The organism is Streptomyces wedmorensis, from assembly GCF_000716445.1.
GTDB classification, from domain to species: Bacteria; Actinomycetota; Actinomycetes; order Streptomycetales; family Streptomycetaceae; genus Streptomyces; species Streptomyces wedmorensis.
This window is the reverse complement of record NZ_JNWK01000022.1, coordinates 53,211-76,101: the sequence shown is the minus strand read 5'-3', so window position 1 is coordinate 76,101 and position 22,891 is coordinate 53,211. Positions and strand designations below refer to the sequence as shown.

At 73.5% G+C, this 22,891-nt stretch carries 22 protein-coding genes; 9 read left to right on the top strand and 13 right to left on the bottom strand.

Translation table 11 applies throughout. The features are described from left to right. Positions 1-107: 107 nt before the first annotated feature. The 3 genes from OO54_RS19135 to OO54_RS19125 are packed head-to-tail and all read right to left on the bottom strand — an operon-like array spanning position 108 to position 2,307. Positions 108-1,094: an asparaginase gene (locus tag OO54_RS19135; protein ID WP_033204688.1), complete on the bottom strand. Its 987-nt coding sequence runs from the start codon at positions 1,092-1,094 to the stop codon at positions 108-110. Next, complete coding sequence (locus OO54_RS19130) at positions 1,094-1,408, bottom strand: chorismate mutase (protein WP_017238715.1); 315 nt, start codon at positions 1,406-1,408, stop codon at positions 1,094-1,096. Before OO54_RS19130 ends, OO54_RS19135 begins: the two co-directional genes overlap by 1 nt. Positions 1,409-1,419: 11 nt before the next feature. Beyond that, a complete protein-coding gene (locus OO54_RS19125; protein WP_033204686.1) occupies positions 1,420-2,307 on the bottom strand; it encodes a helix-turn-helix transcriptional regulator in 888 nt (295 codons plus the stop codon). A 79-nt stretch (positions 2,308-2,386) separates the two neighbouring features. On the opposite strand from OO54_RS19125, the gene OO54_RS19120 reads away from it, so the two are divergent. Beyond that, positions 2,387-4,159 carry a glycoside hydrolase family 35 protein gene (locus OO54_RS19120; RefSeq protein WP_033204684.1) on the top strand — a complete coding sequence of 591 codons (1,773 nt, stop codon included), beginning with the start codon at positions 2,387-2,389 and terminating at the stop codon, positions 4,157-4,159. Between the two features lie 122 nt (positions 4,160-4,281). On the opposite strand, the gene OO54_RS19115 is transcribed toward OO54_RS19120, so the two are convergent. Next, positions 4,282-5,067, bottom strand: coding sequence for a S1 family peptidase (locus tag OO54_RS19115; RefSeq protein WP_033204683.1), 786 nt, complete (start codon positions 5,065-5,067; stop codon positions 4,282-4,284). 161 nt (positions 5,068-5,228) lie between these two features. Here OO54_RS19115 and OO54_RS19110 point away from each other — a divergent pair, with 161 nt between their 5' ends. Next, the gene (locus tag OO54_RS19110) at positions 5,229-6,116 is read left to right on the top strand and encodes a hypothetical protein (protein ID WP_033204681.1); all 888 of its coding nucleotides are present in this window, start codon (positions 5,229-5,231) and stop codon (positions 6,114-6,116) included. A gap of 28 nt (positions 6,117-6,144) precedes the next feature. Here OO54_RS19110 and OO54_RS19105 read toward each other — a convergent pair whose 3' ends face one another. After that, entirely contained in the window at positions 6,145-6,363 is a 219-nt protein-coding gene (locus OO54_RS19105) for a hypothetical protein (RefSeq protein WP_157856492.1), read from the bottom strand. A 220-nt stretch (positions 6,364-6,583) separates the two neighbouring features. Between OO54_RS19105 and OO54_RS42455 the strand changes: the two genes are divergently transcribed. From OO54_RS42455 to OO54_RS19085, 3 genes are all read left to right on the top strand, one after another. Continuing rightward, entirely contained in the window at positions 6,584-10,168 is a 3,585-nt protein-coding gene (locus tag OO54_RS42455) for an NACHT domain-containing protein (protein WP_051787040.1), read from the top strand. Positions 10,169-10,214: 46 nt separating this feature from the next. After that, complete coding sequence (locus OO54_RS19090) at positions 10,215-11,684, top strand: ankyrin repeat domain-containing protein (RefSeq protein WP_033204677.1); 1,470 nt, start codon at positions 10,215-10,217, stop codon at positions 11,682-11,684. A gap of 165 nt (positions 11,685-11,849) precedes the next feature. Beyond that, complete coding sequence (locus tag OO54_RS19085; RefSeq protein WP_033204675.1) at positions 11,850-12,410, top strand: nitroreductase family protein; 561 nt, start codon at positions 11,850-11,852, stop codon at positions 12,408-12,410. 26 nt (positions 12,411-12,436) lie between these two features. On the opposite strand, the gene OO54_RS19080 is transcribed toward OO54_RS19085, so the two are convergent. After that, positions 12,437-13,837: an MFS transporter gene (locus tag OO54_RS19080; protein WP_033204673.1), complete on the bottom strand. Its 1,401-nt coding sequence runs from the start codon at positions 13,835-13,837 to the stop codon at positions 12,437-12,439. 115 nt (positions 13,838-13,952) lie between these two features. Here OO54_RS19080 and OO54_RS19075 point away from each other — a divergent pair, with 115 nt between their 5' ends. Continuing rightward, positions 13,953-14,459, top strand: coding sequence for a MarR family winged helix-turn-helix transcriptional regulator (locus tag OO54_RS19075; protein WP_033204671.1), 507 nt, complete (start codon positions 13,953-13,955; stop codon positions 14,457-14,459). A gap of 381 nt (positions 14,460-14,840) precedes the next feature. Further along, the gene (locus OO54_RS19070; RefSeq protein ID WP_033204669.1) at positions 14,841-15,743 is read left to right on the top strand and encodes a tyrosine-protein phosphatase; all 903 of its coding nucleotides are present in this window, start codon (positions 14,841-14,843) and stop codon (positions 15,741-15,743) included. On the opposite strand, the gene OO54_RS19065 is transcribed toward OO54_RS19070, so the two are convergent. The 5 genes from OO54_RS19065 to OO54_RS47460 form a co-directional block, all read right to left on the bottom strand. Further along, a complete protein-coding gene (locus OO54_RS19065; protein WP_033204667.1) occupies positions 15,668-17,368 on the bottom strand; it encodes a DEAD/DEAH box helicase in 1,701 nt (566 codons plus the stop codon). The genes OO54_RS19070 and OO54_RS19065 overlap by 76 nt on opposite strands. Before the next feature lie 290 nt (positions 17,369-17,658). Then, positions 17,659-18,279: a TetR/AcrR family transcriptional regulator gene (locus OO54_RS19060; protein WP_033204665.1), complete on the bottom strand. Its 621-nt coding sequence runs from the start codon at positions 18,277-18,279 to the stop codon at positions 17,659-17,661. 172 nt (positions 18,280-18,451) lie between these two features. Beyond that, positions 18,452-18,961: a pyridoxamine 5'-phosphate oxidase family protein gene (locus OO54_RS19055; RefSeq protein WP_033204664.1), complete on the bottom strand. Its 510-nt coding sequence runs from the start codon at positions 18,959-18,961 to the stop codon at positions 18,452-18,454. A 70-nt stretch (positions 18,962-19,031) separates the two neighbouring features. Further along, the gene (locus OO54_RS45890; protein ID WP_017238730.1) at positions 19,032-19,412 is read right to left on the bottom strand and encodes a VOC family protein; all 381 of its coding nucleotides are present in this window, start codon (positions 19,410-19,412) and stop codon (positions 19,032-19,034) included. A gap of 51 nt (positions 19,413-19,463) precedes the next feature. Continuing rightward, positions 19,464-19,640 (bottom strand): hypothetical protein, encoded by a 177-nt coding sequence (locus OO54_RS47460; RefSeq protein ID WP_234439462.1) that lies wholly within the window; start codon positions 19,638-19,640, stop codon positions 19,464-19,466. Here OO54_RS47460 and OO54_RS19045 point away from each other — a divergent pair. Further along, positions 19,626-20,225 (top strand): aldo/keto reductase, encoded by a 600-nt coding sequence (locus OO54_RS19045; protein ID WP_234439461.1) that lies wholly within the window; start codon positions 19,626-19,628, stop codon positions 20,223-20,225. The two genes, OO54_RS47460 and OO54_RS19045, sit on opposite strands and share 15 nt — an antisense overlap. Before the next feature lie 91 nt (positions 20,226-20,316). Here the strand turns inward: OO54_RS19045 and OO54_RS19040 are convergent, their stop codons facing one another. Together OO54_RS19040 and OO54_RS19035 are read right to left on the bottom strand one after the other, a co-directional pair. Beyond that, the gene (locus OO54_RS19040; RefSeq protein ID WP_033204662.1) at positions 20,317-21,036 is read right to left on the bottom strand and encodes a vWA domain-containing protein; all 720 of its coding nucleotides are present in this window, start codon (positions 21,034-21,036) and stop codon (positions 20,317-20,319) included. Then, a complete protein-coding gene (locus OO54_RS19035; protein WP_017238733.1) occupies positions 21,027-21,611 on the bottom strand; it encodes a PadR family transcriptional regulator in 585 nt (194 codons plus the stop codon). The genes OO54_RS19040 and OO54_RS19035 overlap by 10 nt, the downstream gene beginning before the upstream one ends. A 95-nt stretch (positions 21,612-21,706) precedes the next feature. Between OO54_RS19035 and OO54_RS19030 the strand changes: the two genes are divergently transcribed. Continuing rightward, positions 21,707-22,834, top strand: a complete 1,128-nt coding sequence (locus OO54_RS19030) for an LLM class flavin-dependent oxidoreductase (protein ID WP_033204660.1) — start codon at positions 21,707-21,709, stop codon at positions 22,832-22,834. Positions 22,835-22,891 lie beyond the last annotated feature (57 nt).

Genomic DNA, 22,891 nt, shown 5'->3' with positions numbered 1-22,891 from the left:
CCCGATGCCCAGCGCCCGGGGCAGGGGTGGTGCGCTATTCGGCCATCAGGCGCGTCACGGACCGTTGGTGCTGATGCGCGGTGGCGGCGCGACGGCGGCGGCAGGCCTCAGGCGAGCCCCGTGCCGTTCAGGTGGGTGAAGGCCGCGGTGATGCGCGGGCGGTCGTAGCCGGCGGGGCCGGCCGCGCCGCTGGAGAGCAGGGCGTGGAGCAGGATGCGGGCCTTGGCGGGGTCGAGGGGGCCGGCCGGGATCAGGCCGTGGTGCAGCAGGTCGTACTCGGAGCCGGGGCTGCGGTAGGTGTGCGACAGGGTCGTGCCGCCGCCCGTACGGGACGCGAGGACGACCGGGATGCGGCGGGCGATGTCGGCGAGCGGGTCGACGAGCCAGGCGGGGGCGTGGCCGGCGCCGAAGGCGGCGACGACGAGGCCCTGGAAGCGGTCGTCGACGGCTTCGAGGAGTTCGCCGCGGTCGCCCTGGGAGAGCGTCACGAGGGCCACCCGTACCGACGGGTCGAACCGCAGCGGGCAGAGCGCGGCGGGGACGGCGGGGCGGAGCAGGATGCGGGGCTCGCCCTCGACGACGGTGCCGACCGGTCCCGCTCCGGGCGAGGCGAACGTGGCGACGGAGGTGGTGTGGGTCTTGCGGGCGTGGCGGGCGGCGTGGATCTCGTCGGCGAGGACGACGAGGACGCCGAGGCCGCGGCAGGCGGGGTCGGCGGCGACGGCGAGCGCGGCGGCGAGGTTGGCGGGCCCGTCGGCACCGGGCAGGTCGGGACGGCGCATGGCGCCGGTGACGGCGATCGGCTGCTCGGTGGTGCAGAGCAGGTCGAGGAGGAAGGCGGTCTCCTCCAGGGTGTCGGTGCCCTGGACGACGACGACGCCGGAGCCGTCGGCGACGGTCTTGCGCACCTCCTCCGCGAGGGCGGCGAGGTCCTCGTGGGTGACGGAGGAGCTGGGGACGCGGCGGAAGTCACGGAGGACGACGTCCTCGGGCGCGCCGAGTTCGCCGAGGACCTCCTGGCCGGTCATCCGGGCCGCGTCACCGCCGCGTGCCGAGATGGTCCCGCCGAGGGTGAAGACCGTGACCCGGGCCATCAGCGTGCTCCGTCCGCAATCGTCTCGTGGTGGCGGATGACCTCGGCGATGATGAAGTTGAGGAGCTTCTCCGCGAAGGCCGGGTCCAGTTTGGCGCTCTCGGCGAGTTCCCGCAGCCGGGCGATCTGGCGGGCCTCGCGGGCGGGGTCGGCGGGCGGCAGCTGGTGCTCGGCCTTGAGGACGCCGACCTGCTGGGTGCACTTGAAGCGCTCGGCGAGCATGTGCACGACCGCCGCGTCGATGTTGTCGATGCTCTCGCGCAGCCGGGTCAGCTCGGCGGTGACGGTCGGGTCGATCTCGCTGGTGTCGCTCATGATCTGCGAGCTTAGACGGATCTCGGCAGGATCGTGGGCGGGTGTTCGGGATCCGGAACGCGGTCGCTCCAGCCGCCGTGCACGGAGCGCCCCTGCTGCTCGCGGAACCGGATGGGCGCGGTGCCGACCCGGCGGGTGAAGAGCCGGGAGAAGTAGGCGGGGTCGTCGTATCCGACGCGCCGGGCGACGGCGGCGACGGGCAGCTCGGTGGCGGCGAGGAGCTCCTTGGCGCGGCCGAGGCGGACGGTGAGCAGGTAGTCCTTGGGGCTGCATCCGGCGGCGCGGCGGACGGCGGTGCGCAGCTCGGCGGGGGTCATGCCGTGGCGGGCGGCGTGGCCGGCGACGGAGAGGGGCTGGAAGGCGTCGCGGGCGAGGGCGGCGAGGACGGGGTCGCCGTCGGCGTTGGTGTCGGCGCGGGCGCGCCGCAGGGCGACGAGGAGTTCGTGGACGGCGGCGCCGGTCTCGACCTCCAGGAGGGGGTTGCCGGGGCGGGCGGCGCGGGCGATCCGGCCGATGGCGGCGCGGGCGGGGGCGGCGTCGGAGAGGGGCACGACGGGCCGGTCGGGTTCGATGTAGCCGAGTTCGGTGTAGGTGGCGGCGGCGGGTCCCGAGAAGTCGACGAAGGCCTCGTCCCAGCCGGTGCCCGGGTCGGCGCCGTAGTGGTGGGGGACGCCGGGGGTGAGCCAGAGCAGGGCGGGGGCGGTGACGGTGGCGCGGCGGCCGTCGGAGCCCCGGTACCAGCCGCCGCCCGCGGAGACGACGACGGCGACGTGGTGGTCGAGGGTGCGCGGACCGACGGTGGGCAGGGTGCCGTGCTGGAGTCCGACGCCGAGGCAGACCAGGCCGAGCCGTTGGTGGACGGGGCCGGGCGTGAAGTAGCGCATCCAGGTGTGGTACATCGCCGTGCCTCCGTAACGTCCAAACTGCGACGATCTTTGTCCATGGACCGGCTCGCCGCCAGGGGGCGAGGGTGAGGCCATGAGCACGTTCGCTGTGGGTGACGAGGACTTTCTGCTCGACGGGCGGCCGGTGCGGCTGCTCTCGGGGGCGCTGCACTACTTCCGGGTCCACGAGGGGCACTGGGAGCACCGGCTCGGGATGCTGCGGGCGATGGGCCTCAACTGCGTCGAGACGTACGTCCCCTGGAACCTGTACGAGCCGGAGCCCGGCCGGTACGGGGACGTGGCGGAGCTCGGCCGGTTCCTGGACGCGGTGCGGCGGGCCGGGCTGTGGGCGATCGTGCGCCCGGGACCGTACATCTGCGCCGAGTGGGAGAACGGCGGTCTGCCGCACTGGCTGACCGGTCCGCTCGGGCGGCGGGTGCGGACCCTGGACCCGGAGTTCCTGGCGCCGGTGGAGTCCTGGTTCCGGCGGCTGCTCCCGCAGGTGGTGGAGCGGCAGGTCGACCGGGGCGGTCCGGTGATCCTGGTCCAGGTGGAGAACGAGTACGGGAGCTACGGCAGCGACCGGGACTATCTGGAGTGGGTGGCGCGGCTGCTGCGGGACTGCGGGGTCGGTGTGCCGCTGTTCACCTCGGACGGGCCCGAGGACCACATGCTGACGGGCGGCTCGGTGCCGGGGGTGCTCGCGACGGCGAACTTCGGTTCGGGGGCGCGGGAGGGCTTCGCGACGCTGCGGCGCCATCAGCCGTCGGGGCCGCTGATGTGCATGGAGTTCTGGTGCGGCTGGTTCGACCACTGGGGTACGGAGCACACGGTGCGGGACGCGGCGGACGCGGCGGCCGAGCTGCGGGAGATCCTGGAGTGCGGGGCCTCGGTCAACCTGTACATGGCGCACGGCGGCACGAACTTCGCCGGCTGGGCGGGCGCGAACCGGACCGGCGGGCTGCACGACGGGGTGCTGCGGCCGACGGTGACCTCGTACGACTACGACGCGCCGATCGACGAGGCGGGCCGGCCGACGGAGAAGTACCGCCGCTTCCGCGAGGTGCTCTCCGCGTACGCGGACGGGCCGCTGCCGGAGGTCCCGGAGCCGCCGGCCCGGCTGGCCGCCCCCGCGCTCGGCCGCTTCGACGACTGGGCGCCGCTGGACGGGGTCCTGGAGGTCCTCGGCGGCGAGGAGTCGCTCACCCCGGTGCCGCCGACCTTCGAGGAGCTGGGGGTGGACCGAGGTCTGGTCCGCTACCGGGTGTCCGTACCGGGGCCCCGGCAGCCGTATCCGCTGGGCGTCACCGGGCTGCGGGACCGGGCCGTCGTGTACGTCGACGGGGTCCCCGCCGGCGTGCTCGACAGCGAGGACGCGCGGCTGGCCGAACCGGTCGCGGGTCCGGCGGTCGTCGACCTGTGGGTGGAGTCCCTCGGCCGGGTCAACTACGGGCCCCGGCTCGCCGAACCGAAGGGGATCACGGGCGGCGTCCGGCACGAGCGGCAGTACCTGCACGGAGTACGGGCGCGGGGCCTGCGCCTCGACGCCTTCGAGGCGGCGGCGGTCGACAAGGTGCCCTTCGGGCCGCTGCCGGCCGCCCCGGGTCCCGGCCTGTACCGCGCGGCGCTCGGGGTCTCGGGCGCCGGGGACGCCGAGCTGCGGCTGCCGGGCGCCACCCGCGGCTTCGTCTGGGTGAACGGCTTCTGCCTGGGCCGCTACTGGTCGGCGGGCCCGCAGGACGCCCTGTTCGTACCGGGCCCGGTCCTTCGGGAGGGCGCGAACGAGGTGTGGGTCCTGGAGGTCGAGGGGACGGCCCCGTCGGTGGAGCTGTCGGCTGTGTCGGCTGTGTCGGCTGTGTCGGTCTGAGCGGGACGCGGGCCGGACGCGGGGAATGCCCGGGCCGGACGCGGGCCGGACGCGGGCCGGACGCGGGCCGGACGCGGGGAGTGCCCCGGGGCGGGGTCGCCCCGGGGCACTCCCGTGTCGGGCTACAGCGTGGCCGCGGCCGACTTGATCGCGGCGGCGAAGGTCGAGACCTCCGTGTAGACGCCGGGGTAGCCGGCCCGCGCGCAGCCCTCGCCCCAGCTCACGATGCCGACCTGGATCCAGGCACCGGTGTTGTCCTTGCGGAACATGGGGCCGCCGGAGTCACCCTGGCAGGTGTCGACGCCGCCCTCGTTGTAGCCGGCACAGATCTCCTCGCCGGGGACGAGGGAGCTGCCGTACGCGGCCTGGCACTCGGCGTCCGAGACGAACGGGACGGTCGCCTTGCGCAGGTAGCGCTGCTGGCTGCCGCCCTCGCGGGTGGCGCCCCAGCCGGCCACGGTGAACGTGCCGCTGTTGTACGCGGTCGTCTCGGCGATCTTCAGGTTGGGCAGCGAGGTGATCGGCGAGGCGAGCTTGATGAGGGCCCAGTCCTTGCCCGTGCCGTTGTAGCCGGGGGCCTGGTAGACCTTGGTGGACTTGACCTTGATGGCGCTGCTCGACTGGAGGTCGACGACCCCGGCGGTGGCGGTGATGCCGGTGTTGTTGCCCGATCCGCTCACGCAGTGGGCGGCGGTGAGGACGACCTGGGGGGTGATCAGGGAGCCGCCGCAGCCCATGGACAGCCTGACCATCCAGGGGAACTCGCCCTGGGCGGCGCGCGTGCCGCCGACGACGGGCGCGGGTGCGGCGGAGGCGGACGTGGTGGGCTGGAGGCTGACGGCCGCCAGGACGACGGCGCCGGCCGCGGCCAGCTTCTGGAGCGTGCGAACCACGCGGTTCTGCTTCATGTGCCTGCCTTCTCTCGTGGGGGGTTGCACCTGACGGGTAGTGACATGCGCCCGTCAAGGCACGTCCGGATTATGGACAGCGCCCAACTGCCGCCACAAGGAAGCCTTTTCGGCCAATACCGGTGGAGGGAACGTACAGTGGAAGGAAGGGGGAATCCGGTATGCCGAACCGTCACGAGGCCGACCGTGTCATCCGCGGCTTCCCGCACCGCGCCACCGTCCGCGCCTCGCTCACCGCGCTCTACCGCCGCCTCTCCCCCGACGGCGTACACCGCTACCCGACGAGCGTCCCCGCCGCCGCCGTCGCCCTCGGCGACGACGAGGACCTGCACCTCGGCACCCAGCGGGTGGCCCACGCCCTCGTCCGCCACCTGCGGCTGCCCGAGGCGCGCATGGTGGTGAGCTTCCGGCCCATGGAGCACGCGGCGACCGTCGAACTCACCGCCGGACCCGAGTACTTCGTGGAGCTCAACGACCGCTTCCGGACCCGCCGCCGGGACATCGGCGCAGCCCTCGCCCACGAGATCACCCACGTCCTGCTGCACCGCCTCGACCTCGGCTTCCCCGGCACCGCCGACAACGAGGTCCTCACCGACGTCGTCACCGCCTACCTCGGCGCCGGCTGGCTCCTGCTCGACGCCTACCGTCGCGACGGCGTCGAGAGCCAGAAGCTCGGCTACCTGACCCCGGAGGAGTTCGGCTACGTCATCGCCAAACGCGCCGAGGTCTTCACCGAGGACCCGTCCCCCTGGTTCACCAGCGCCGTCGCCTACGACGCGTGGGTACGGGGCCGGGCGGAGGCGCACCGCGAGCGCACCCCGCCCCCGCTCGCCGGCGCCCGCTGGGCCGACCGCCGGCGCTACGAGTGGGAGCGCCGGCGCGGCCGGGCCTCCCCGGACGCCCCCTACGCCTTCGACGGCGGCACCGCGCCCGCCACCGCCGTCTCCTTCCCCTGCCCGGTCTGCTGCCAGCGGCTGCGCATCCCGGCGGGCAGGACCCTGCGAGCCCGGTGCGGGGTGTGCCGCACCGTGCTCGACTGCGTGACATGACGCTTCGTCATGGTTATTGCCGTCATGGTCAGAACGGGTACAGCCGCTTCACCGCCTTCAGGAGGGTGTTCATCGTGGTGCGCGCGGCCGTCCGGCGGTAGGCGTGGCGCGACCAGATCGTCGGCAGCACCACCCCCACGAACACCAGCAGGGCCGCCACGAGCACCAGCAGGCCCACGGGCCCGAGGAGTGCGAGCACCTCGCTCAGCAGGGACACGCCCGTCTCGGTCCGGGTCTCGGTCGACATCGGGTACTCCATTCGTTCGTCCATCGCCGCGGATTACGGGGAGCACCCTGCGCCACACTCCGAAGCGGCGGTGAGAACCGGGGGAAAGCGGCGGACCCACCCCCGTCACCGCAGGCCACGGCATAGCCTGGGGCCGGAATCCGGGGTGATCCGGGGTGACTTGGGGTGCGCCGGGACACCGCGGCGCCCACTCGTCGTGTCGCCACCGGGAGGGCGCGTCTTGGACCAGGGGAACGAGGCTCGGCAGCGGTTCGCCGCATGGCTGCGCGAGGTGCACACCGCCGCGGGAGCCCCCAGCGCCGACGATCTGGAGAAGGCCAGCCTCCAGGCCGGCGACGGACGCCGCCCCCTCAGCAGCTCAGGAGTGCAGCGCCTGCTCAGGGCCAACTTCGTCCGACCGCCCGACTGGCGGCTCGTGACGGCCTTCCTGGACACCTGCGCCCACTGCGCCCCGCCCTCCGCACCCGTACCCCGCGCCCTGCTGGACAGGGACATGTGGCGGACCAGGTACGAGCAGCTCGTCACCCTCTGCGAAGCCGCGAAGGACCAGGCGCGGAACCAGACCGGGAAAGAGGACGAGCCCGCCGTCACCCACGCCCTGCAGACGTACGCCCGGCGGGTCCGCGAGTCGTACGGACGGCTGGACCTGGAGGTGCTGACCCCGGACAACGACCAGAACGTGCAGCAGAAGGTCGAACTGCGCGAGGTCTTCGTCGTCCCCACCGTGCGGGCCGACCCCCCGCCCGTGGAACTCTCCCGCGAACTCATGGTGAAGCTCCTGGAAGGCGAGGAGCTCATGTCGGACGGCGACCTGCCGCCCGGACTCGACCTGGAGATGCTCGACGCCCTCGTGGAGGCCTACCGGCAGCGCCCCGCGGAGCCCGTCCTCGACGTGCTCGCCCGGGAGGAGAGCCGCCGCGTCGTCCTCCTCGGCGACCCCGGAGCCGGCAAGTCGACCCTGGCGCACTACCTCGCCCTGAGCCTGGTCGGCAGCCCCGACCCCGGCGAGCACCTGGCCCGGCTCGCCGGCAGCGTGCCGCTCGTCGTCGAACTACGGCACTACGCCCAGCCCGCCTGGCGCCAGAAGACGTTCGAGGAGTTCCTCGACCACCTGAGCACCACCGAGGGCATGGCGCTGCCGAGACCCGTCCTGCAGCGACTGCTCGACGAAGGCCGCGCCCTCCTCGTCTTCGACGGACTCGACGAGATCTTCGACCCCGAGTTCCGCGCCGAGACCGCCCGCCGCATCGCCGGCTTCGCCGCCCGGCACGAGCGCTGCCGCGTCGTCGTCACGTCCCGCGTCGTCGGCTACCAGCGGCGGACCCTGGACGGCGCGGACTTCGCCCACTACATGATCCAGGACCTGGACACCCCGCGGATCCACGCCTTCGCACGGCGCTGGTTCGACACCGCGTGCCCCGGCCAACCGGCCCAGGCGGAACAACTCTTCACCCGCTTCAAGGACGCCATCGCCCACTCCGCGTCCGTCCGCGAACTCGCCGGCAACCCCCTCCTGCTGACCATCCTCGCCATCCTCGGCCGCCGCCAGACCCTCCCCCGCGACCGCCACAGCGTCTACCAGCACGCCGTCACCGTCCTCGTCGCCCGCTGGGACCGGGACGCCAAACACCTCACCACCCACTTGTCCGGCCCCGTCGCCGACGCCCTCGACGTCCTCGGCCAGGTCGAACGCCTGGAGATGCTCCGGCTCCTCGCCCGCCGCATGCAGGAAGGCGCGGGCGGCATCTCCGGCAACTACATCCCCGAACACGACATCGAGGACGTCTTCCGCCAGTACCTGCAACTCTGCGACATCCCCCCGGACGTCGCCCGCCGCACCGCCCGCGCCATGGTCCAGCAACTCCGCGAACGCAACTTCATCCTCGCCCGCTACGGCGGCGGCGCCTGGGGCTTCGTCCACCGCACCTTCCTCGAATACCTCGCCGCCGCCGACATCGTCCACCGCTACGAACACGAGCGCGAATGGTCCCCCGACGCGCTCGTCCACGACGTCCTCCTCCCCCGCGCCGAGGACACCACCTGGCACGAGGTGATCCTGCTGCTCGCCGGGCAGCTGCGCGAGCGGGACACGGGGACGCTGGTGGACGGGCTGGTGGGACCGGCCCCCACCCCGTACCGGCACGACAGGCTCACCCTGGCGCTGCGCGCACTGTCCGAGGTCAAGAAGATCGGCGTGCTCGCCGCGCAGAGCGTCGCGGTGGTGGAGGCGATCGCGCTGCTGCTCAGCGAGGGGATCGGGCAGTACCAGGGCTACTTCGACCGGCGTCCCTCCCCCATGGTGGTGGGCGCCGCCGCGGCGATGGCCTCCTTCAGCGAGCACTGGGCGGGGCGCGGCCGGTACCTGAGCTGGTTCCACGTCTGGGGCCAGTTCCTGGACGGCCGCACCGCCACCGAACTCGCCTGTGCGCTGCAGCGTGACGCCCCCGCCGTGATCGCGTACGCACGCTTCGCCTGGTCGGCCGACAGCCGGATCGCGGCCCTCGCCGTCCTGCGTGAGCGGTGGCAGGACGACCCCTCCGTCACCGAGGCGATCAAGACCAGTGCCGCGCATGACGAGCACGTGGCCGTACGCGAAGCCGCTCTGAACGCCTTGACGCTCCGGCCGACCGCAGACCTGCGCTCGTTCGCAGAGGACCGGGCCGTGCGCGATCCGGCGCCGGGTGTACGCAACGCAGCCTTGACGTTGCTGCTGCACGCCTACCGCGACGAACGGAGCCGTCGCTTCTTCGAGGAACGGGCGGTCCGTGACCGCTTCGAGGCTGTACGCGCCCGGGCGGAACAACTCGTGGACCAGATGGCCGCCGGCTTCGACCCCATCAACGAGGTGGGGCCGCTGCCCGACGGGCTCCTCGGCCCTTCCTCGACGTACATCGACGAAGAGGAACTCGTCGGTGTCGATGAAGACACCGGCCGCTTTGTGGCGGAGGCCCTCGCGGCCTGGCGATCCGAACGCTTCGCTCCCTTCCTCCTACTCCTGAACCGGTACCTCGTCCCGGTCGAGCAGGCGACGATCACTGCCTGGTTGCAGATCCACCCGGAAGACGTCCGGATGCTGATGCGCGATGTCCGACGCTTCTCGGACAGGACGTTGACGCTCGAGGCTTCCGACCCTCGCTATTCACGGCGATATTTGACCCCAGTCGGCGCTCAGCAGGCCGCGCTGAGGGCCATCGCGCGCGTCCCCACCGACGAGACGCGCGAGTTCCTCATCGGCTGTGCGCAGGACCTCCCCGATGACGCACCACGGGAGACCGCCGCGCTCCTCCTCGTCACGCTGTGGAGCAACGACCCCTCGGTGACGACGCTGCTGCTCGACATCGCGCAGCACGACTCCGCCCCTTCCCTCCGCCTGAGGGTCATCCGCGAGCTCTCCCTCGTCTGCGCCCGCGATCCCGCCGTCCGCGAGACCATCTACCGGATGGCCGCCGGCGACCCCGACACTGGCGTACGGCTCTTCGCCCTGCGCTGGATGGGGCAGTGGTGGCCGGACCACCCGGAACGGGCAAGCCTGTTCGACACGGAGCCCCAGGCCGACACCCCGCCCACCTCCCGGGAACGGCTCGTGAGGCTCCAGGCACTCGCTTCCGGCTCGGACCGCACGGAGTGGGAGCGGCAGTCAGCCGAGGAGACCGACGCGGAAGTCCGCGCGCAGATGCGCCGCGTCCGCCTCCTCCGGGGCTCTCCAGAGCGTGCGGCGCACGCGGTGTTCCACGACCGCCTGTCGTTCGGGCTCCGTCGGCTGCTCAAGGCGAGGAGGCGGGCGGGCTGCGGTCCCGCGGAGTGAGGGAAAGGATTTGCGTCGGGCGCCGACGGCGGGTCAGGGTCGGGGCATGAGCACGTTGTTCGACGCCATTCGGGACGGGGACGAGGACGGGGCGGTGCGGGCCCTGCGGGGCGGGGCCGATCCGGAGGGCAGGGAGGACGGGGAGACGGCGCTGTACCGGGCGGCGCTCGACGACGAGCCGGGGATCGTGCGGCTGTTGCTCGGCGCCGGGGCCGATCCGGGGCGGCACAGTGGCGAGGACGGCGGTGACCTGCCGTTGTGCGGGGCCGCGTGCGGTGGGCACACCGAGGTGGTGCGGGCACTGCTCGCGGCGGGGGCCGAGCCGGATCAGGAGGAGTCGTACGGGTTCACGGCCCTGACGTGGGCGCTGCGGCTCGGGCACGCGGACACGGCACGGGTGTTGCTGGAGCACGGGGCGGATCCCGATCGGCGCGGCCCCGACGGGCTGGTCCCGCTGGTGGCGGCGGCGAGGCGCGGCTCGTCCGGCTGTGTGCGGGCGCTCCTCGACCACGGGGCGCAGTCGCGGGAGGCGGCGCTGCGGGAGGCGCGGCGGTGGATCGGCGTCGACATGGCGGCCGAGTTGCGGCGGGGGCTGGTCGCGGGGAACGAGGGCGGGGAGACGTACGAGGCGGTCGTCCGGCGGGTGCGGGAGGACGGCGGGGTGACGGTTTGCGTGGAGTTGCTGCGGGAGGACGGCGCGCCGGGGCGGGGGGACGACCGGCAAACCGGGCATGCGGCGATCGCGACGCTGATCGAAGCGGCGCTGGGTCTGCGTACTCCGCACGAGGAGTTGGCGGCGCGGGCGCTGCGCTGTGGCGATCCGGAGCTGGACGACTGGACGACGGCGGTGGCGGAGCTGGCGGGGCGGGCCGACGAGGAGACGTTCGTGGCGGCGGCGGGCTGGTGCGCGTACCGCGATCCGTTGCGCCGGGCGCTCGGCGCGCGGGTGCTCGGTGCGCTGCCCGGCTTCGGTGCGAGCGCGGTCCCGGTGTTGCGGCGGCTCGCGGCGGAGGCCGTGCCGCCGGCCCGTGAGCCCGTGCTCTCGGCGGTCCTGTCGCTCGGCGCGTGTGGGGATCCGGCCGCCGTGCCGGAGCTGCTCGTGGCGGCCGGGCATCCCGGCGCCGCCGTGCGGCGGGCGGCCGCGGCGGGGCTCGCCGGGATCGTTCCCGCCGGGCATGTCGAGGCGGTCGGCGTGTTGCTCGCGCTGAGCCGGGACGACGACGCCCGCGTGCGGGACTGGGCGACGCTGGCGCTCGCGGAGTTGCCGGACGACACCCCGCTCGTACGGGAGGGGCTGGCGGAGCGGCTCGGCGACGACGATCCGGAGACGGCGGCGGAGGCGGCCCGGGGCCTGGCGATCCGTCAGGATCCGCGTGCCGTCGACGCGCTGTCGTCGATCCTCGCGGACGGCGCCTCCGACGGCGCGGCGCGCGAGACGGCCCTGGCCGCCCTGGAGTACGTCCACGATCCGCGGGTCAGGACGCGCCTGGAGTGGACCACGCCTCGGCGGGGATGACGGCTGGGCGGGGGTGACGGCTCGGCGGGGGGGGGTGACAACTCGGCGGGGGGGGTGACGACTCGGCGGGGATGCGCCTTGGCAAGGATGACGCCTCGGCGGGGACGGCCGGCGCGGTGCGCTTCGGTCGGAATAGCGCTGTTCGGCGACCGGTTGGACCGGTACATGCGACCTGATCCGGAACAGCCCGGCGGCCTCCATCCCCTTCTGGCGGAACGATTCAGCCCCTATCGGTTCGACCCGTCGGCCGCCGTCGACGACCGTGCCCTGGGTCTGCTGCTCGAAGCGGCGCGGTGGGCGCCGTCCGCGGGGAACTCCCAGCCGTGGGGCTTCTTCGCGAGTCGGCCCGGTGAGCCGGAGCATGAGCGGGTGGTGCCGCACCTCGCGCCGAGTTCGGCGCGGTGGGCGAGGGACGCGGGTCTGCTCGTCGTGACGCTGGCACGTCGTCATGTCGACGACACGGAGCTGCAGTACTCCGAGTTCGCCGACTACGACCTCGGCCAGGCGATGGCACACATGACGGTCCAGGCCCAGGCGATGGGGCTGGCCGCCCACCAGTTCCGGGCCTTCGACATGGAGGGACTCACCAAGGAGCTGGACCCGAACCCGGGATGGGCGATCGTCTCCATGATCGCCCTGGGCAGGGCCGCCGGGGAGCCGCCGGCGGGCCGTGAGCGGCGCAGCGTCGCCGATCTGCTGTCCGCCCCGTGGTCACCCTCGGTGTAGCCCGGGCCCGGGGCCGGGGTGGTCCGTCACTCCGCCTCGGTGACCGCCGTGCGAGGGAGCCGGAGGCTGAGTACGGCGGACAGGGCGTAGGCCGCGAGGACCCAGGGCATGGCGGCCTCGAGGGAGAGGTCGGCGAACCAGGCGGTGCCGATGGCGGCGGCGCCGAGGGCGCCGCCGAACTGCTGGGCGGTGGTGAAGACGCCCGAGGCGCCGCCGGCGAGTTCGGCGGGGGCGGCCGAGAGGACGATGCCGACGAGGGGGACGACGAGGAGGCCGAGGCCGGCGCCCGCGACGACGAGGCCGGGGGCCAGTGGCCAGGCGCCGGTGTGGAGGGGTGCGGCGGTCTCCATGGCGTACCAGACCCAGCCGTATCCGGCCGCCATGAGGAGGGCGCCCGCGGTCGGCACGTACCGGCCGAGTTTGACGGCGAGCGGCTCGGCGGCCGGTGCCGTGAGGAAGCCGCCGGCGGAGAAGGCGGCCATCAGGACGCCCGCCTGGGTCGGGGTGTAGCCCTGGCCGCCCTGGAGCCAGATCGCGAGGACCAGGAAGAAGCCCTGCATGCCGAAGGCGAAGAGGAGCTGGACGGCGAGGCCGTACGAGAAGGCCGGGACGGTGAGGATCCGCCGGGGCAGCACCGAGCCGCGTACGGCGACCCCGCTCACCGCGGCCGCTCCGGCGGCGAGGAGGGCCCAGCCCCAGAGCGGCCAGTCCCAGCTGCGGCCCTGGACGAGCGGCAGGACGACGGCGACGAGTCCGGCGGCGAGGACGAGGCTGCCGACCAGCGGGGGACGGGCGGCGGTGTGCTCGCGGGTGGCCGGGACGAGGACGACGGCGGCGGCCAGGGTGAGGAGCGAGACCGGCACGTTGACGAGGAAGACGCTGCGCCAGCCGAGCCCGAGGAGGTCGGCGTCGGTGAGGACGCCGCCGAGCAGCAGCCCGATCGCCGAGGCGAAGCCGGCCACGGCCCCGTACATCCCGAAGACCTTGCCGCGGTCCTTGCCGCGGAACAGGCTGTGGAAGGAGCCGAGCACCTGCGGCATGAGGACGGCGGCGGTCACGCCCTGCACGGCGCGGGCGGCGATCAGCTGGCCGGGGCTCTGCGCGAGGCCGCAGGCGAGGCTGGCGAGGCCGAAGCCGGCGGTGCCGGCGAGGAACAGCGCCTTGCGGCCGTACCGGTCACCGAGCCGGCCGGCGACGACGAGGGTCGCGGCGAAGCCCAGGAGGTAGGCGGAGACGGTCCACTGGAGGGCGCTCTCGGAGGCGCCGAGTCCGTGGCCGAGTGAGGGCAGGGCGACGTTGACGATGGTGACGTCCACGAGGTCCATCAGGGCGGCGACCATCATGACGACGGCGGCGGCCCAGCGGCGCGGGTGGGCGGTGTACGGGTCGCCGGTGGCGGTGGTGTCGGTCGCGGCGGTCGCGGACATCTCGACTCCTCCTTTTATTTCGTTCGGCCTAACGAAATAAAAAGTGGCATGCGGTCACCCTTGATCGCAAGTCTTTCGTTCGGCCGAACGAAACGAATTTTGCTAGGCTGCCGCCATGCCCACGAGCGAGCAGCCGACCGACCAGGACACCGCACGACGCGCCGAGGTCGTCGCCGCCCTCACTGCCGCCGGCCGGGACTCCAGCGCCGCCTCGGTCGCCTTCCACTCGGCGATCGCGGCACAGCAGGACCTGGGGGCCACCGAGACCAAGACGCTCGACCTGCTCGAACGGCACGGCCCCCTCACCGCCAAGGAGCTGGCCGAACACTCGGGCCTCGCCCCCGCCTCCGTCACCGGCCTCGTCGACCGCCTCGAACGCAAGGGCTTCGTCCGCCGGGTCAAGCACCCCACCGACAAGCGCCGGGTGCTCGTCGAGCCCCGCCCCGAGAAGCTGGCCGAACTCGCCCCCCTCTTCGACGACTGGGCCCGCGAAGTGCACGAGCTGTACGGCGAGTTCACGACCGACGAGCTGGCAACGGTCACCCGCTTCCTCACCGGCGCGACCGACCGCCAGCGGGCCGCGACCCGACGCCTCACCGAAGGGACGCCGGACGCGTCGTAGCGGGCGCCCCACCGAAGGGGCGCCGGACGGTCGTAGCGGGCACCTCACCGAAGGGACGCCGGACGCGCCGCAGCGGGCGCCTCACCGATCGGGTCGGGCTCGCGCCGTCCGGCCGGCCGGGCGCCCCCGGGCGCCCGGTCGCCTCGGGTCGCGCACGACCCTCCCCTCCGGCCCCGCGGGCTGCTACCTTCCTCCTCGAGTAGCCACCTAACAAACATTTGGTCGAAGGTCGGCTGCCCGTGCACCCGTGGGTCCCCGGCCTTCCCAGGCCGGTGGCCCCATAGCCTCCGCGGGCCCGTCCGCCCACGGCTGCCCCACCCGAGTCCGTCAGTCGTACGCCCTCAGTCCGTACGTCCGTCAGTCCGTAAAGGGAGTCCAGCCATGCCCCTGTCCCGACGCGCGCTGCTCACCGCCGGCGGCGCCGCCGCCCTGCTCGCGGCCGCCCCGGCCCCCGCGACCGCCCGCCCCGGCCCCCGGGCCGCGAACGCCATCCGGCACATCCCGCTCCAGGGCGCGGTCAACGTCCGCGACCTCGGCGGATACCTCACCTACGACGGGGCCCGGGTCCGGCACGGCCTCGCCTACCGCGGCGACCACCTCGGCAAGCTCACCGACGCCGACGTCGCCACGCTCGGCGGACTCGGCCTCGGGGCCGTGGTGGACCTGCGGATCCCGCTGGAGGTGGGGTACGACGGAGCGGACCGGCTGCCGGCCGGTACGGCCCCGGTGGCGCGGCCCGTCACCGACAACGGTCTGTTCGGGCAGCTGCTCGCCGCGATCGGCTCCCGCGACCCGGTGCGGCAGGAGGAGATGCTCGGCGGCGGGCGGGCCGCGGCGTTCATGACCGGCGTCTACCGGAGCTTCGTCACCGAGCCCGCGAACCGGGCGGCCCTCGCGACCACCCTGCGGGACTTCGCCGATCCCCGCCGGGGTCCGCTGCTCGTGCACTGCACGTCGGGCAAGGACCGCACCGGCTGGACGAGCTGGCTGCTGCTGACCCTGCTCGGGGTGCCGGCGAGCTCCGCCCGCGCGGACTACCTGGCCTCCAACACCTTCCGCGCCGCGCACGACGCACGGGTGCGGGAGGGCCTCAAGCAGGGCGGGCTCATGCAGAACCCGGAGCTGATCGTGCCGCTCCAGGAGGTGCGGACGGAGTATCTGGACGCCGCCCTCGACCAGGTCCGCACCTCCTACGGGAGCCTCTTCCGTTACGTGTCGGTCGGCCTCGGCCTGGACCCGCGCGAGCTGCCGGCGCTCCGCGAACGGCTCGTGCTCGGCGCCTGACGCCCACCACGCCCCGCACCGGCGCCGGAGGCGGCCGCCCGGCCGGCACCCGCGCCGGCGCCGGAGGCGGCACCGCGCCCGGTTCCCGCACCGGAGCCCCGGCCCGCGCCCGCGCCCGTACCCCGGCCGGAGCCGGCGGAGCGGCCCGCACCGGACGCGGCGCGCCCGGAGCCGCCCGTGGTGCCGGTGCCGCGGCCCGCGGCCGTACCGCCGGACCCGCCGCGGCGGCGACGGCCGCCACCGCTGCCGGACCCGGCCGCGCTGCGCGGCGGGGTCGGCTGCGGGGTCTCGATGACCACGGGGACGCCCGAGGGCTCCCGTGCGCCGGTCAGCTCGGCCAGCTGCTCGTCGCTGGACTTGATCTGCGCCGTGCGGGGGCTGATGCCCGCGTTCGACATCAGCCGGCCCATGTCCCGCTTCTGCTCGGGCAGGACCAGGGTGAAGACGCTGCCGGACTCGCCGGCACGGGCGGTGCGGCCGCCGCGGTGCAGGTAGTCCTTGTGGTCGATCGGCGGGTCGACGTTCACGACCATGTCGAGGTCGTCGACGTGGATGCCGCGCGCCGCCACGTTCGTCGCGACGAGCGTGGTGACCTGGCCGGTCTTGAACTGGTCAAGGGTCCGGTTGCGCTGCGGCTGCGAACGGCCGCCGTGCAGGCCCGAGGCGCGGACGCCGTTGGCGAGCAGCCGCTTGACCAGCCGGTCCACGGAACGCTTGGTGTCCATGAAGAGGATCGTCCGGCCGTCGCGGGCCGCGATCCGCAGCGTGACGGCCTTCTTGTCGGTCTCGTCGGCCACGTACAGGACGTGGTGCTCCATGGTGGTGACCGCACCGGCCGACGGGTCGACGGAGTGGACGACCGGGTCGTCGAGGAACATCTTGACGAGCTTGTCGATGTTCCGGTCGAGCGTGGCCGAGAACAGCAGCCGCTGGCCGTCCGGCTCGACCTGCTTCAGCAGCTTCGTGACCTGCGGCAGGAAGCCCATGTCGGCCATCTGGTCGGCCTCGTCCAGGACGGTGATCGCGACCTGGTCGAGCCGGCAGTCGCCCCGCTCGATCAGGTCGTGGAGCCGGCCGGGGGTGGCGATGAGGACCTCGGCGCCGCGCCGCAGCGCGGACGACTGCCGGGAGATCGACATGCCGCCGACGACGGTGGTGAGCCGCAGCCGCAGCGCCCCGGCGTACGGGGTGAGGGCGTCGGTCACCTGCTGGGCGAGCTCGCGGGTGGGCACCAGGACCAGCGCGAGGGGCGCGGTCGGCTCGGCGCGGCGGCCCGCGGTGCGGGCGAGGAGCGCGAGCCCGAAGGCGAGGGTCTTGCCGGAGCCGGTGCGCCCCCGGCCGAGCACGTCACGGCCGGCCAGTGAGTTCGGCAGCGTCGCCGCCTGGATCGGGAACGGCTCCGTCACGCCCTGCTCGCCGAGGATCCGCAGCAGGCCCTCGGGCATGTCGAGGTCGGCGAAGGAGGCCACCGCGGGCAGCGCGGGCGTCACCGTCTCCGGCGGCGTGAACTCGGCCGGCGGCGGGGGTGCCGTGGGACGGCGGCCGCCGCGGGAGCCCTTCGGCTGCGACGTGGACTTCGTCTGGGTGCTGCGGGGGCTGCGCTTGGGGCGTTCAGAGCGGGTCATGCGTGCCTTCCTGGCCGGTGCTCGCGGCACAGCCGGGGCCCGCACCTGCACGGTGCGGGCCCCGGCTGCTCTACCCGGAACACGCGATACGGGCCCCGGCTGTCTCTCCCGGGGCACTCGAAACGAGCCCCGGACGTCTCTACCGGAACAATAGTGCGCCTCAGGACCTTCCCGCCCCGCCCACCCGATGCCCGGACGGACCAGACCGGCCCAGACCCGACCGACACGTGGCCCACTTCACAGCCCCACCGTCCGCTCGCGCCCCTTCGGGAGACACCCCTCAGGGCTCCTCAGGACTGTACGGCGATCCCGTCCAGGACCATCGACAAGTACTGGCGGGCGATCTCCTCGGGGCTGTGCCGGCCGCCCGGCCGGTACCAGGAGGCGGCGACCCAGACGGTGTCGCGGACGAACCGGTAGGTGAGGCGGACGTCCAGGTCGGCGCGGAAGACGCCGGCGGAGACACCGCGCTCCAGCGTGCCGAGCCAGGCCTTCTCGAACCTGCGCTGCGAGTCGGCGAGGTACTGGAAGCGGGGCTGGTCGGTGAGGTGCCGGGACTCCTTCTGGTAGATGGCGACGGCGGCGCGGTGCCGGTCGATCTCGCGGAAGGACTCTGTGACGAGGGCCTCGATGGTCTCGCGGGGTCCGAGGTCGGCGGCGAGGACGGCGTCGTATCCCTCCCACAGCTCGTTCAGGAAACTGGAGAGGATCTCGTCGAGCATCGACTCCTTGGAGTCGAAGTGGTAGTAGAGGCTGCCGGCTAGCATCCCGGCGGCGTCCGCGATCTTGCGGACGGTGGTGGCGTTGTACCCCTGGGCGGCGAACACCTCGGCCGCCGTGTCGAGGAGTTCACGGCGCCGCTCGGGCCCGCCGCTCACCTGAGTCTTCTTCTTGCTGGCAGTGTTCGGCACGTGCCCATTCTGGTCCCCCGCGCGCCCACCGCGGAGCAGACCGTCGCACCGGCCGAGCGGACCGTCGCCCCGGCCGTGCGGCCCGGGCTCCCGGACGCCCGGCCATGCGGCCCGGACGCACGGTCGCTCGACCCGGCCGCACGGTCGCTCGACCCGGCCGCCCGATCGCGCCTCAGACGTCCTCGCGCGGTGGGCTGTCGTCGTTGCCGCGCCGGATCGTCCGGGCCGGACGGCCCGGGGCCCAGGTGCGGAAGACGATCTCCTCGCCGTCCACCCAGGTCCGTACGACCTCGGTCGGTTCCACCCGGAAGAGGTGGAAGGGCTGGGGCCCGCCCACCTCGGCCGCGTACCGCCCGACGGTCTCCGGGTCGGTGACCTCGACCGCGCGCCCTGAGACGCGCACGTCCCCGCCGCCCATGTCGGTGCCGGGGCCCAGGTTGGCGAGGAGCGCGAAACGGGGGTCGCGGCGCAGGTCGAGGGCCTTGCGGGAGTTCGGCATCATGCCGAGCCACAGCTCGCCGAAGCGGAAGCCCGCCTCGACGCCGCTGAGCCGGGGCGCACCGTCCTTCCGTACGGTGGCGAGGGCGTGGTGCGTGTACTGCCCGAAGCGCTCCCGCACGGTCGCGGCGAACTCGGGTTCCGCGGCCTCGAAGGCCGACCAGGTGGTTCCGGTGTCTCCCATGACTCCAGGAAACACCGGATACCCGACACCTTCTGTCCGGATTACTCCGGAGGGCCTGCGGCCGGTCGCGTCAGGAGGTCGCGGCGCGCTCGGCCTCGCTGCGCTCGACGCAGAACTCGTTGCCCTCGGGGTCGGCCATGGTCGCCCAGCCGGTGCCGTCCGGGTTCCTGCGGTCGTCGATCAGCGTCGCGCCGAGGCCGATCAGCCGCTCGACCTCCTCGTCGCGGGTGCGGTCCTGCGGCTGGAGGTCGAGGTGGACACGGTTCTTCACCGCCTTCGGCTCGGGCACCTGGATGAAGAGGAGGCCCGCGCCGGCCGACTCGACGAGCGCCTCCTCGTCACCCGGCTGGTCGTCGTCGGAGACCTTGGAGTCGAGGACGCCGGCCCAGAAGGTCGCCAGGGCGTAGGCGTCGGCGCAGTCGATGGTCACGTGTCGCACGAGAGAAGTCATGGCCTCATGATCGCCCGCGTCCGCGACGGCGGGCCACCGGATTCCCATCCCTCAGTCGCCGGCGGCCAGTTGCCTTCCCTCGGTCGCCGCCACGAGCGCGGCGAGGGAGGAGCGGGTGCCCTGGAGGCCGTGGATCTCCTCGTCGATGGCGTCGAGTCGGGCGACGAGCAGCGGGCTGAGGTGGGCGTGGTCCGGCCGTCCCCCACCGACTGGGTGCCGCTCGGCCACCCCGCCTACCTGTGCCGGCAGGCCGAGCTGAGCCTGCGCCGGCTCCGTACCGAGCGCATCGACCTCCTCCACCTGCACCGCCTCGACGAGAACTTCCCGGTCGCCGAGCAGGTGGGCGCCCTGCGGCGGCTCCAGGAGGAGGGCAAGGCCCGGCACATCGGCCTCTCGGAGGCGACGGTCGCCCAGCTGGAGGAGGCCGAGGCCGTCGCGCCGATCGCGGCCGTCCAGAACCTCTACAACCTCGCCACCCGCGACCACGAGGCCGTGGTCGAGCACACCGCCGGACGCGGCATCGCCTTCGTGCCGTTCTTCCCGGTCGCCATGGGCGGTCACGCGGGGCCGGACGGCCCGGTGGCCCGGGCCGCCCGCGAAGTCGGCGCCACCCCATCCCAGACGGCCCTGGCCTGGCTCCTCCACCGGGCCCCGCACATCCTCCCGATCCCCGGCACGTCCTCGGCCGCCCACCTCCTGGAGAACCTGGGCGCCCTCGACGTCACCCTCACCGAGGAGCAGTTCGCGCCTCGGCGAGGAGGTGGGAGCGGCGTCGGCCGCGTGACGCAGCGCCGCACGACCGGGGGCTCGTGACCGGGGGCTCGTGCTCGTGACCGGGAGCTCGCGACCGGCCCGTACCGCAGACCGGCCGCTCACGACGTCCGCCCGTACGCGGCCGGCCGGTTCAGGACCGGACGATGCCCTGGGCCCGGGCCGCGGCGAGCCAGGCGGGGAACTCGGAGACGATCCTGTCGTACAGCTCCGCGTCCGGGACGCGGTTGGGGTCCTGCCCCGCGTGGAAGAAGCCCGCGTTGTCGACGGGTCGTTTCGTCGGCACGGCCAGCTCGTCGAGCCGGCGCAGGAACTCGAACTGCCGGCTCGCGGGGTCGCCGAAGCCGATGAACTGCCAGAAGATCGGCAGCCGGGCCGCCTTGCAGACGTACCGCTCGGCCGCCAGCTTGTTGATCGGCCCCCCGTCGGTCTGGAAGACGACGAGCGCGGGGGCGGTGGAGCCGCTGTCCAGGTAGTGGTCGATGACGGCGTCCATGGCGAGGTGGTAGCTCGTCTTGCCCATGTGGCCGAGCCCGGCGACGATCCGGTCGATCCTGCCCGCGTGGTCGTCCAGCCGGATGTCGGTCTCGGCGTCGATGTCGGTGGAGAAGAACACCACCGGCACCCGGCCGTCGTCGTCGAAGTGCGCGGAGAGCCCCAGCACCCGGTCCGCCAGCGCCTGGACGCTCCCGTTGTTGTAGTACGGCTTCATCGACCCCGAGTAGTCGACCACGAGGTAGACCGCGACGCGCTGCCCGCTGATCCCGTGCCGCTGGAGCGAGGCCCCCGCCGATTTGTAGAGACTGACCAGCGCGGGCGCGGTCTCCTCGACCTTCCGCAGGCTCAGTGCCATGGACGTTCCCTCTCCCACTCCTCGATGTCCGCGAGCATGGCGTCGGCCAGGTCGCGCTCGGCCGCGTAGTACCGCTCGGCCCAGGTGAGGGTGAGCCGGGGAAAGGCCCACGCCTCGTCGGCGCCCGCGTCCGCCGCGTCCGTCTCGGCGCGCTGCCGCATGCCCTCGGCGTACTCCCGGTGCCCGGCGAGGATCTCCCGCATCCGGTCGGGTTCGAGGAGGTGGCCGAGCCAGAGCCGCAGCATCGGCCCGTGCTTGAGGACCGGCGGATCGAGGGGCGCCTCGCGGGCCCAGGCGGTGACGGCCGCGAGTCCCTCGTCGGTGATGCGGTAGGCGCGCTTGTCGCGGCTGCCGGATTCGGGGGCGACGAGGCGCGATGTCGCGTAGCCGCCGTTCTCCAGTCGTTTCAGCTCGCTGTAGACCTGGCTGAAGGACGGGCTCCAGTAGAAGAGGCCCAGCGACCGGTCCGCCCACTTCTTGACGTCGTAGCCGGACAACTCCCGCCCGAACGACAGCAGTCCGAGCACCGCCCAGCCGGTCGCCGGAAGGCCCGGCACGGTCTCTTCGTCCGCCACGGACGGCAGTCTACGGCCCTTCACTCCTCCACCTGTGCCTGCTAGAAGTATTTCGATTAGGCATAGTCGCCTGGCCTTCCTGGGAGGAGCTCCCGTTGAAGTTCTCCATGATCTTCGAAGCACAGCTCGTCGACCCCACCCCCGACCGCGAGCACCGCGTCCTCCACGACTGCGTCGAACAGGCCGTCCTCGCCGAGGAGATGGGCTTCGACCGGATCTGGGCGGTCGAGCACCACTCCCTCACCCAGTACGCCCACATGAGCGCCTCCGAGATCTTCCTGACCTGGGTGGCCGCCCGCACCCGCACCCTCCGCGTCGGCCACGGCGTGGTCACCATGCCCTTCGGCTACCAGCACCCCGTCCGCGTCGCCGAACGGGCCGCCATGCTCGACGTGCTCTCCGGCGGCCGCGTCGACATCGGCGCCGGCCGGGGCGCGACCCGCCAGGAGATGCGGATGTTCGGGGTGCGCCCCGACGACACCCGCCCGCAGACGGAGGAGGCCCTGCGGATCTTCGCCGCCGCCTGGCGCGAGCCGGAGTTCGAGTGGCACGGCTCCCTCGACATCGGCCCCGGCGCCGTCCTGCCCCGCCCCGTCCAGCGCCCGCACCCGCCCCTCTTCATGGCCTGTTCGCAGCACGAATCGCTCCGCCAGGCCGCCGAACTCGGCATCGGCGCCCTGGTCATGGGCTTCGCCGGCGCCGACGACGTCCGCGCGATGCGAGCGGTGTACGACGAGGCCATCGCCGCACGCGACGGCTCCCGGTTCGTGTCCACGGAGGTCAACGACCACTTCTCCGTCCTCTGCCCGACGACCGTCCTCGACGACGCCGACCGCGCCCTCCGGCTCGGCACCCGCGGGCAGCGCTTCTTCGCCGAGTCGATCGCCCACTGGTACGGAGGCGCACCCGCCCCCACCGGATACGCCGAGGACGAGGACCACGCGGGCGCGCTCTCCCGCGAACGGGAGGCCCTCGTCGCCCGCCTCCACGAGGCGGACGTCCCCGCCCGCCCGGTCGACACCGGCACGTACGACACCGACCACGCATACGGCGACGCCGACACCGCGATCGCCTACGTCGAACGGCTCCGGGAGATCGGCGTCGACGAGGTCATGTGCCTGATCCAGATGGGAACCGTCCCGCAGGACGTCTGCCTGGAGACCATCCGCCAGTGGGGCACCAAGGTCATCCCCCACTTCCGCGAACCGGCGCCCGCCGCCTGACCGACCTCCTCAACGGCCCCTGGGCGGCACGCGCGTTCTGGAATCATGGACGTCCAG

Excerpts from the sequence above, each read along its gene's own strand:
- OO54_RS19065 (WP_033204667.1), bottom strand. The coding sequence starts at position 17,368 with ATGACCCGCTCTGAACGCCCCAAGCGCAGCCCCCGCAGCACCCAGACG.
- OO54_RS19135 (WP_033204688.1), bottom strand. The coding sequence starts at position 1,094 with ATGGCCCGGGTCACGGTCTTCACCCTCGGCGGGACCATCTCGGCACGC.
- OO54_RS19080 (WP_033204673.1), bottom strand. The coding sequence starts at position 13,837 with ATGTCCGCGACCGCCGCGACCGACACCACCGCCACCGGCGACCCGTAC.
- OO54_RS19085 (WP_033204675.1), top strand. The coding sequence starts at position 11,850 with ATGCGACCTGATCCGGAACAGCCCGGCGGCCTCCATCCCCTTCTGGCG.
- OO54_RS19105 (WP_157856492.1), bottom strand. The coding sequence starts at position 6,363 with ATGTCGACCGAGACCCGGACCGAGACGGGCGTGTCCCTGCTGAGCGAG.
- OO54_RS19040 (WP_033204662.1), bottom strand. The coding sequence starts at position 21,036 with ATGGCACTGAGCCTGCGGAAGGTCGAGGAGACCGCGCCCGCGCTGGTC.
- OO54_RS19090 (WP_033204677.1), top strand. The coding sequence starts at position 10,215 with ATGAGCACGTTGTTCGACGCCATTCGGGACGGGGACGAGGACGGGGCG.
- OO54_RS19115 (WP_033204683.1), bottom strand. The coding sequence starts at position 5,067 with ATGAAGCAGAACCGCGTGGTTCGCACGCTCCAGAAGCTGGCCGCGGCC.
- OO54_RS19075 (WP_033204671.1), top strand. The coding sequence starts at position 13,953 with ATGCCCACGAGCGAGCAGCCGACCGACCAGGACACCGCACGACGCGCC.
- OO54_RS19070 (WP_033204669.1), top strand. The coding sequence starts at position 14,841 with ATGCCCCTGTCCCGACGCGCGCTGCTCACCGCCGGCGGCGCCGCCGCC.
- OO54_RS45890 (WP_017238730.1), bottom strand. The coding sequence starts at position 19,412 with ATGACTTCTCTCGTGCGACACGTGACCATCGACTGCGCCGACGCCTAC.
- OO54_RS19055 (WP_033204664.1), bottom strand. The coding sequence starts at position 18,961 with ATGGGAGACACCGGAACCACCTGGTCGGCCTTCGAGGCCGCGGAACCC.
- OO54_RS19120 (WP_033204684.1), top strand. The coding sequence starts at position 2,387 with ATGAGCACGTTCGCTGTGGGTGACGAGGACTTTCTGCTCGACGGGCGG.
- OO54_RS19110 (WP_033204681.1), top strand. The coding sequence starts at position 5,229 with ATGCCGAACCGTCACGAGGCCGACCGTGTCATCCGCGGCTTCCCGCAC.
- OO54_RS19130 (WP_017238715.1), bottom strand. The coding sequence starts at position 1,408 with ATGAGCGACACCAGCGAGATCGACCCGACCGTCACCGCCGAGCTGACC.
- OO54_RS19125 (WP_033204686.1), bottom strand. The coding sequence starts at position 2,307 with ATGTACCACACCTGGATGCGCTACTTCACGCCCGGCCCCGTCCACCAA.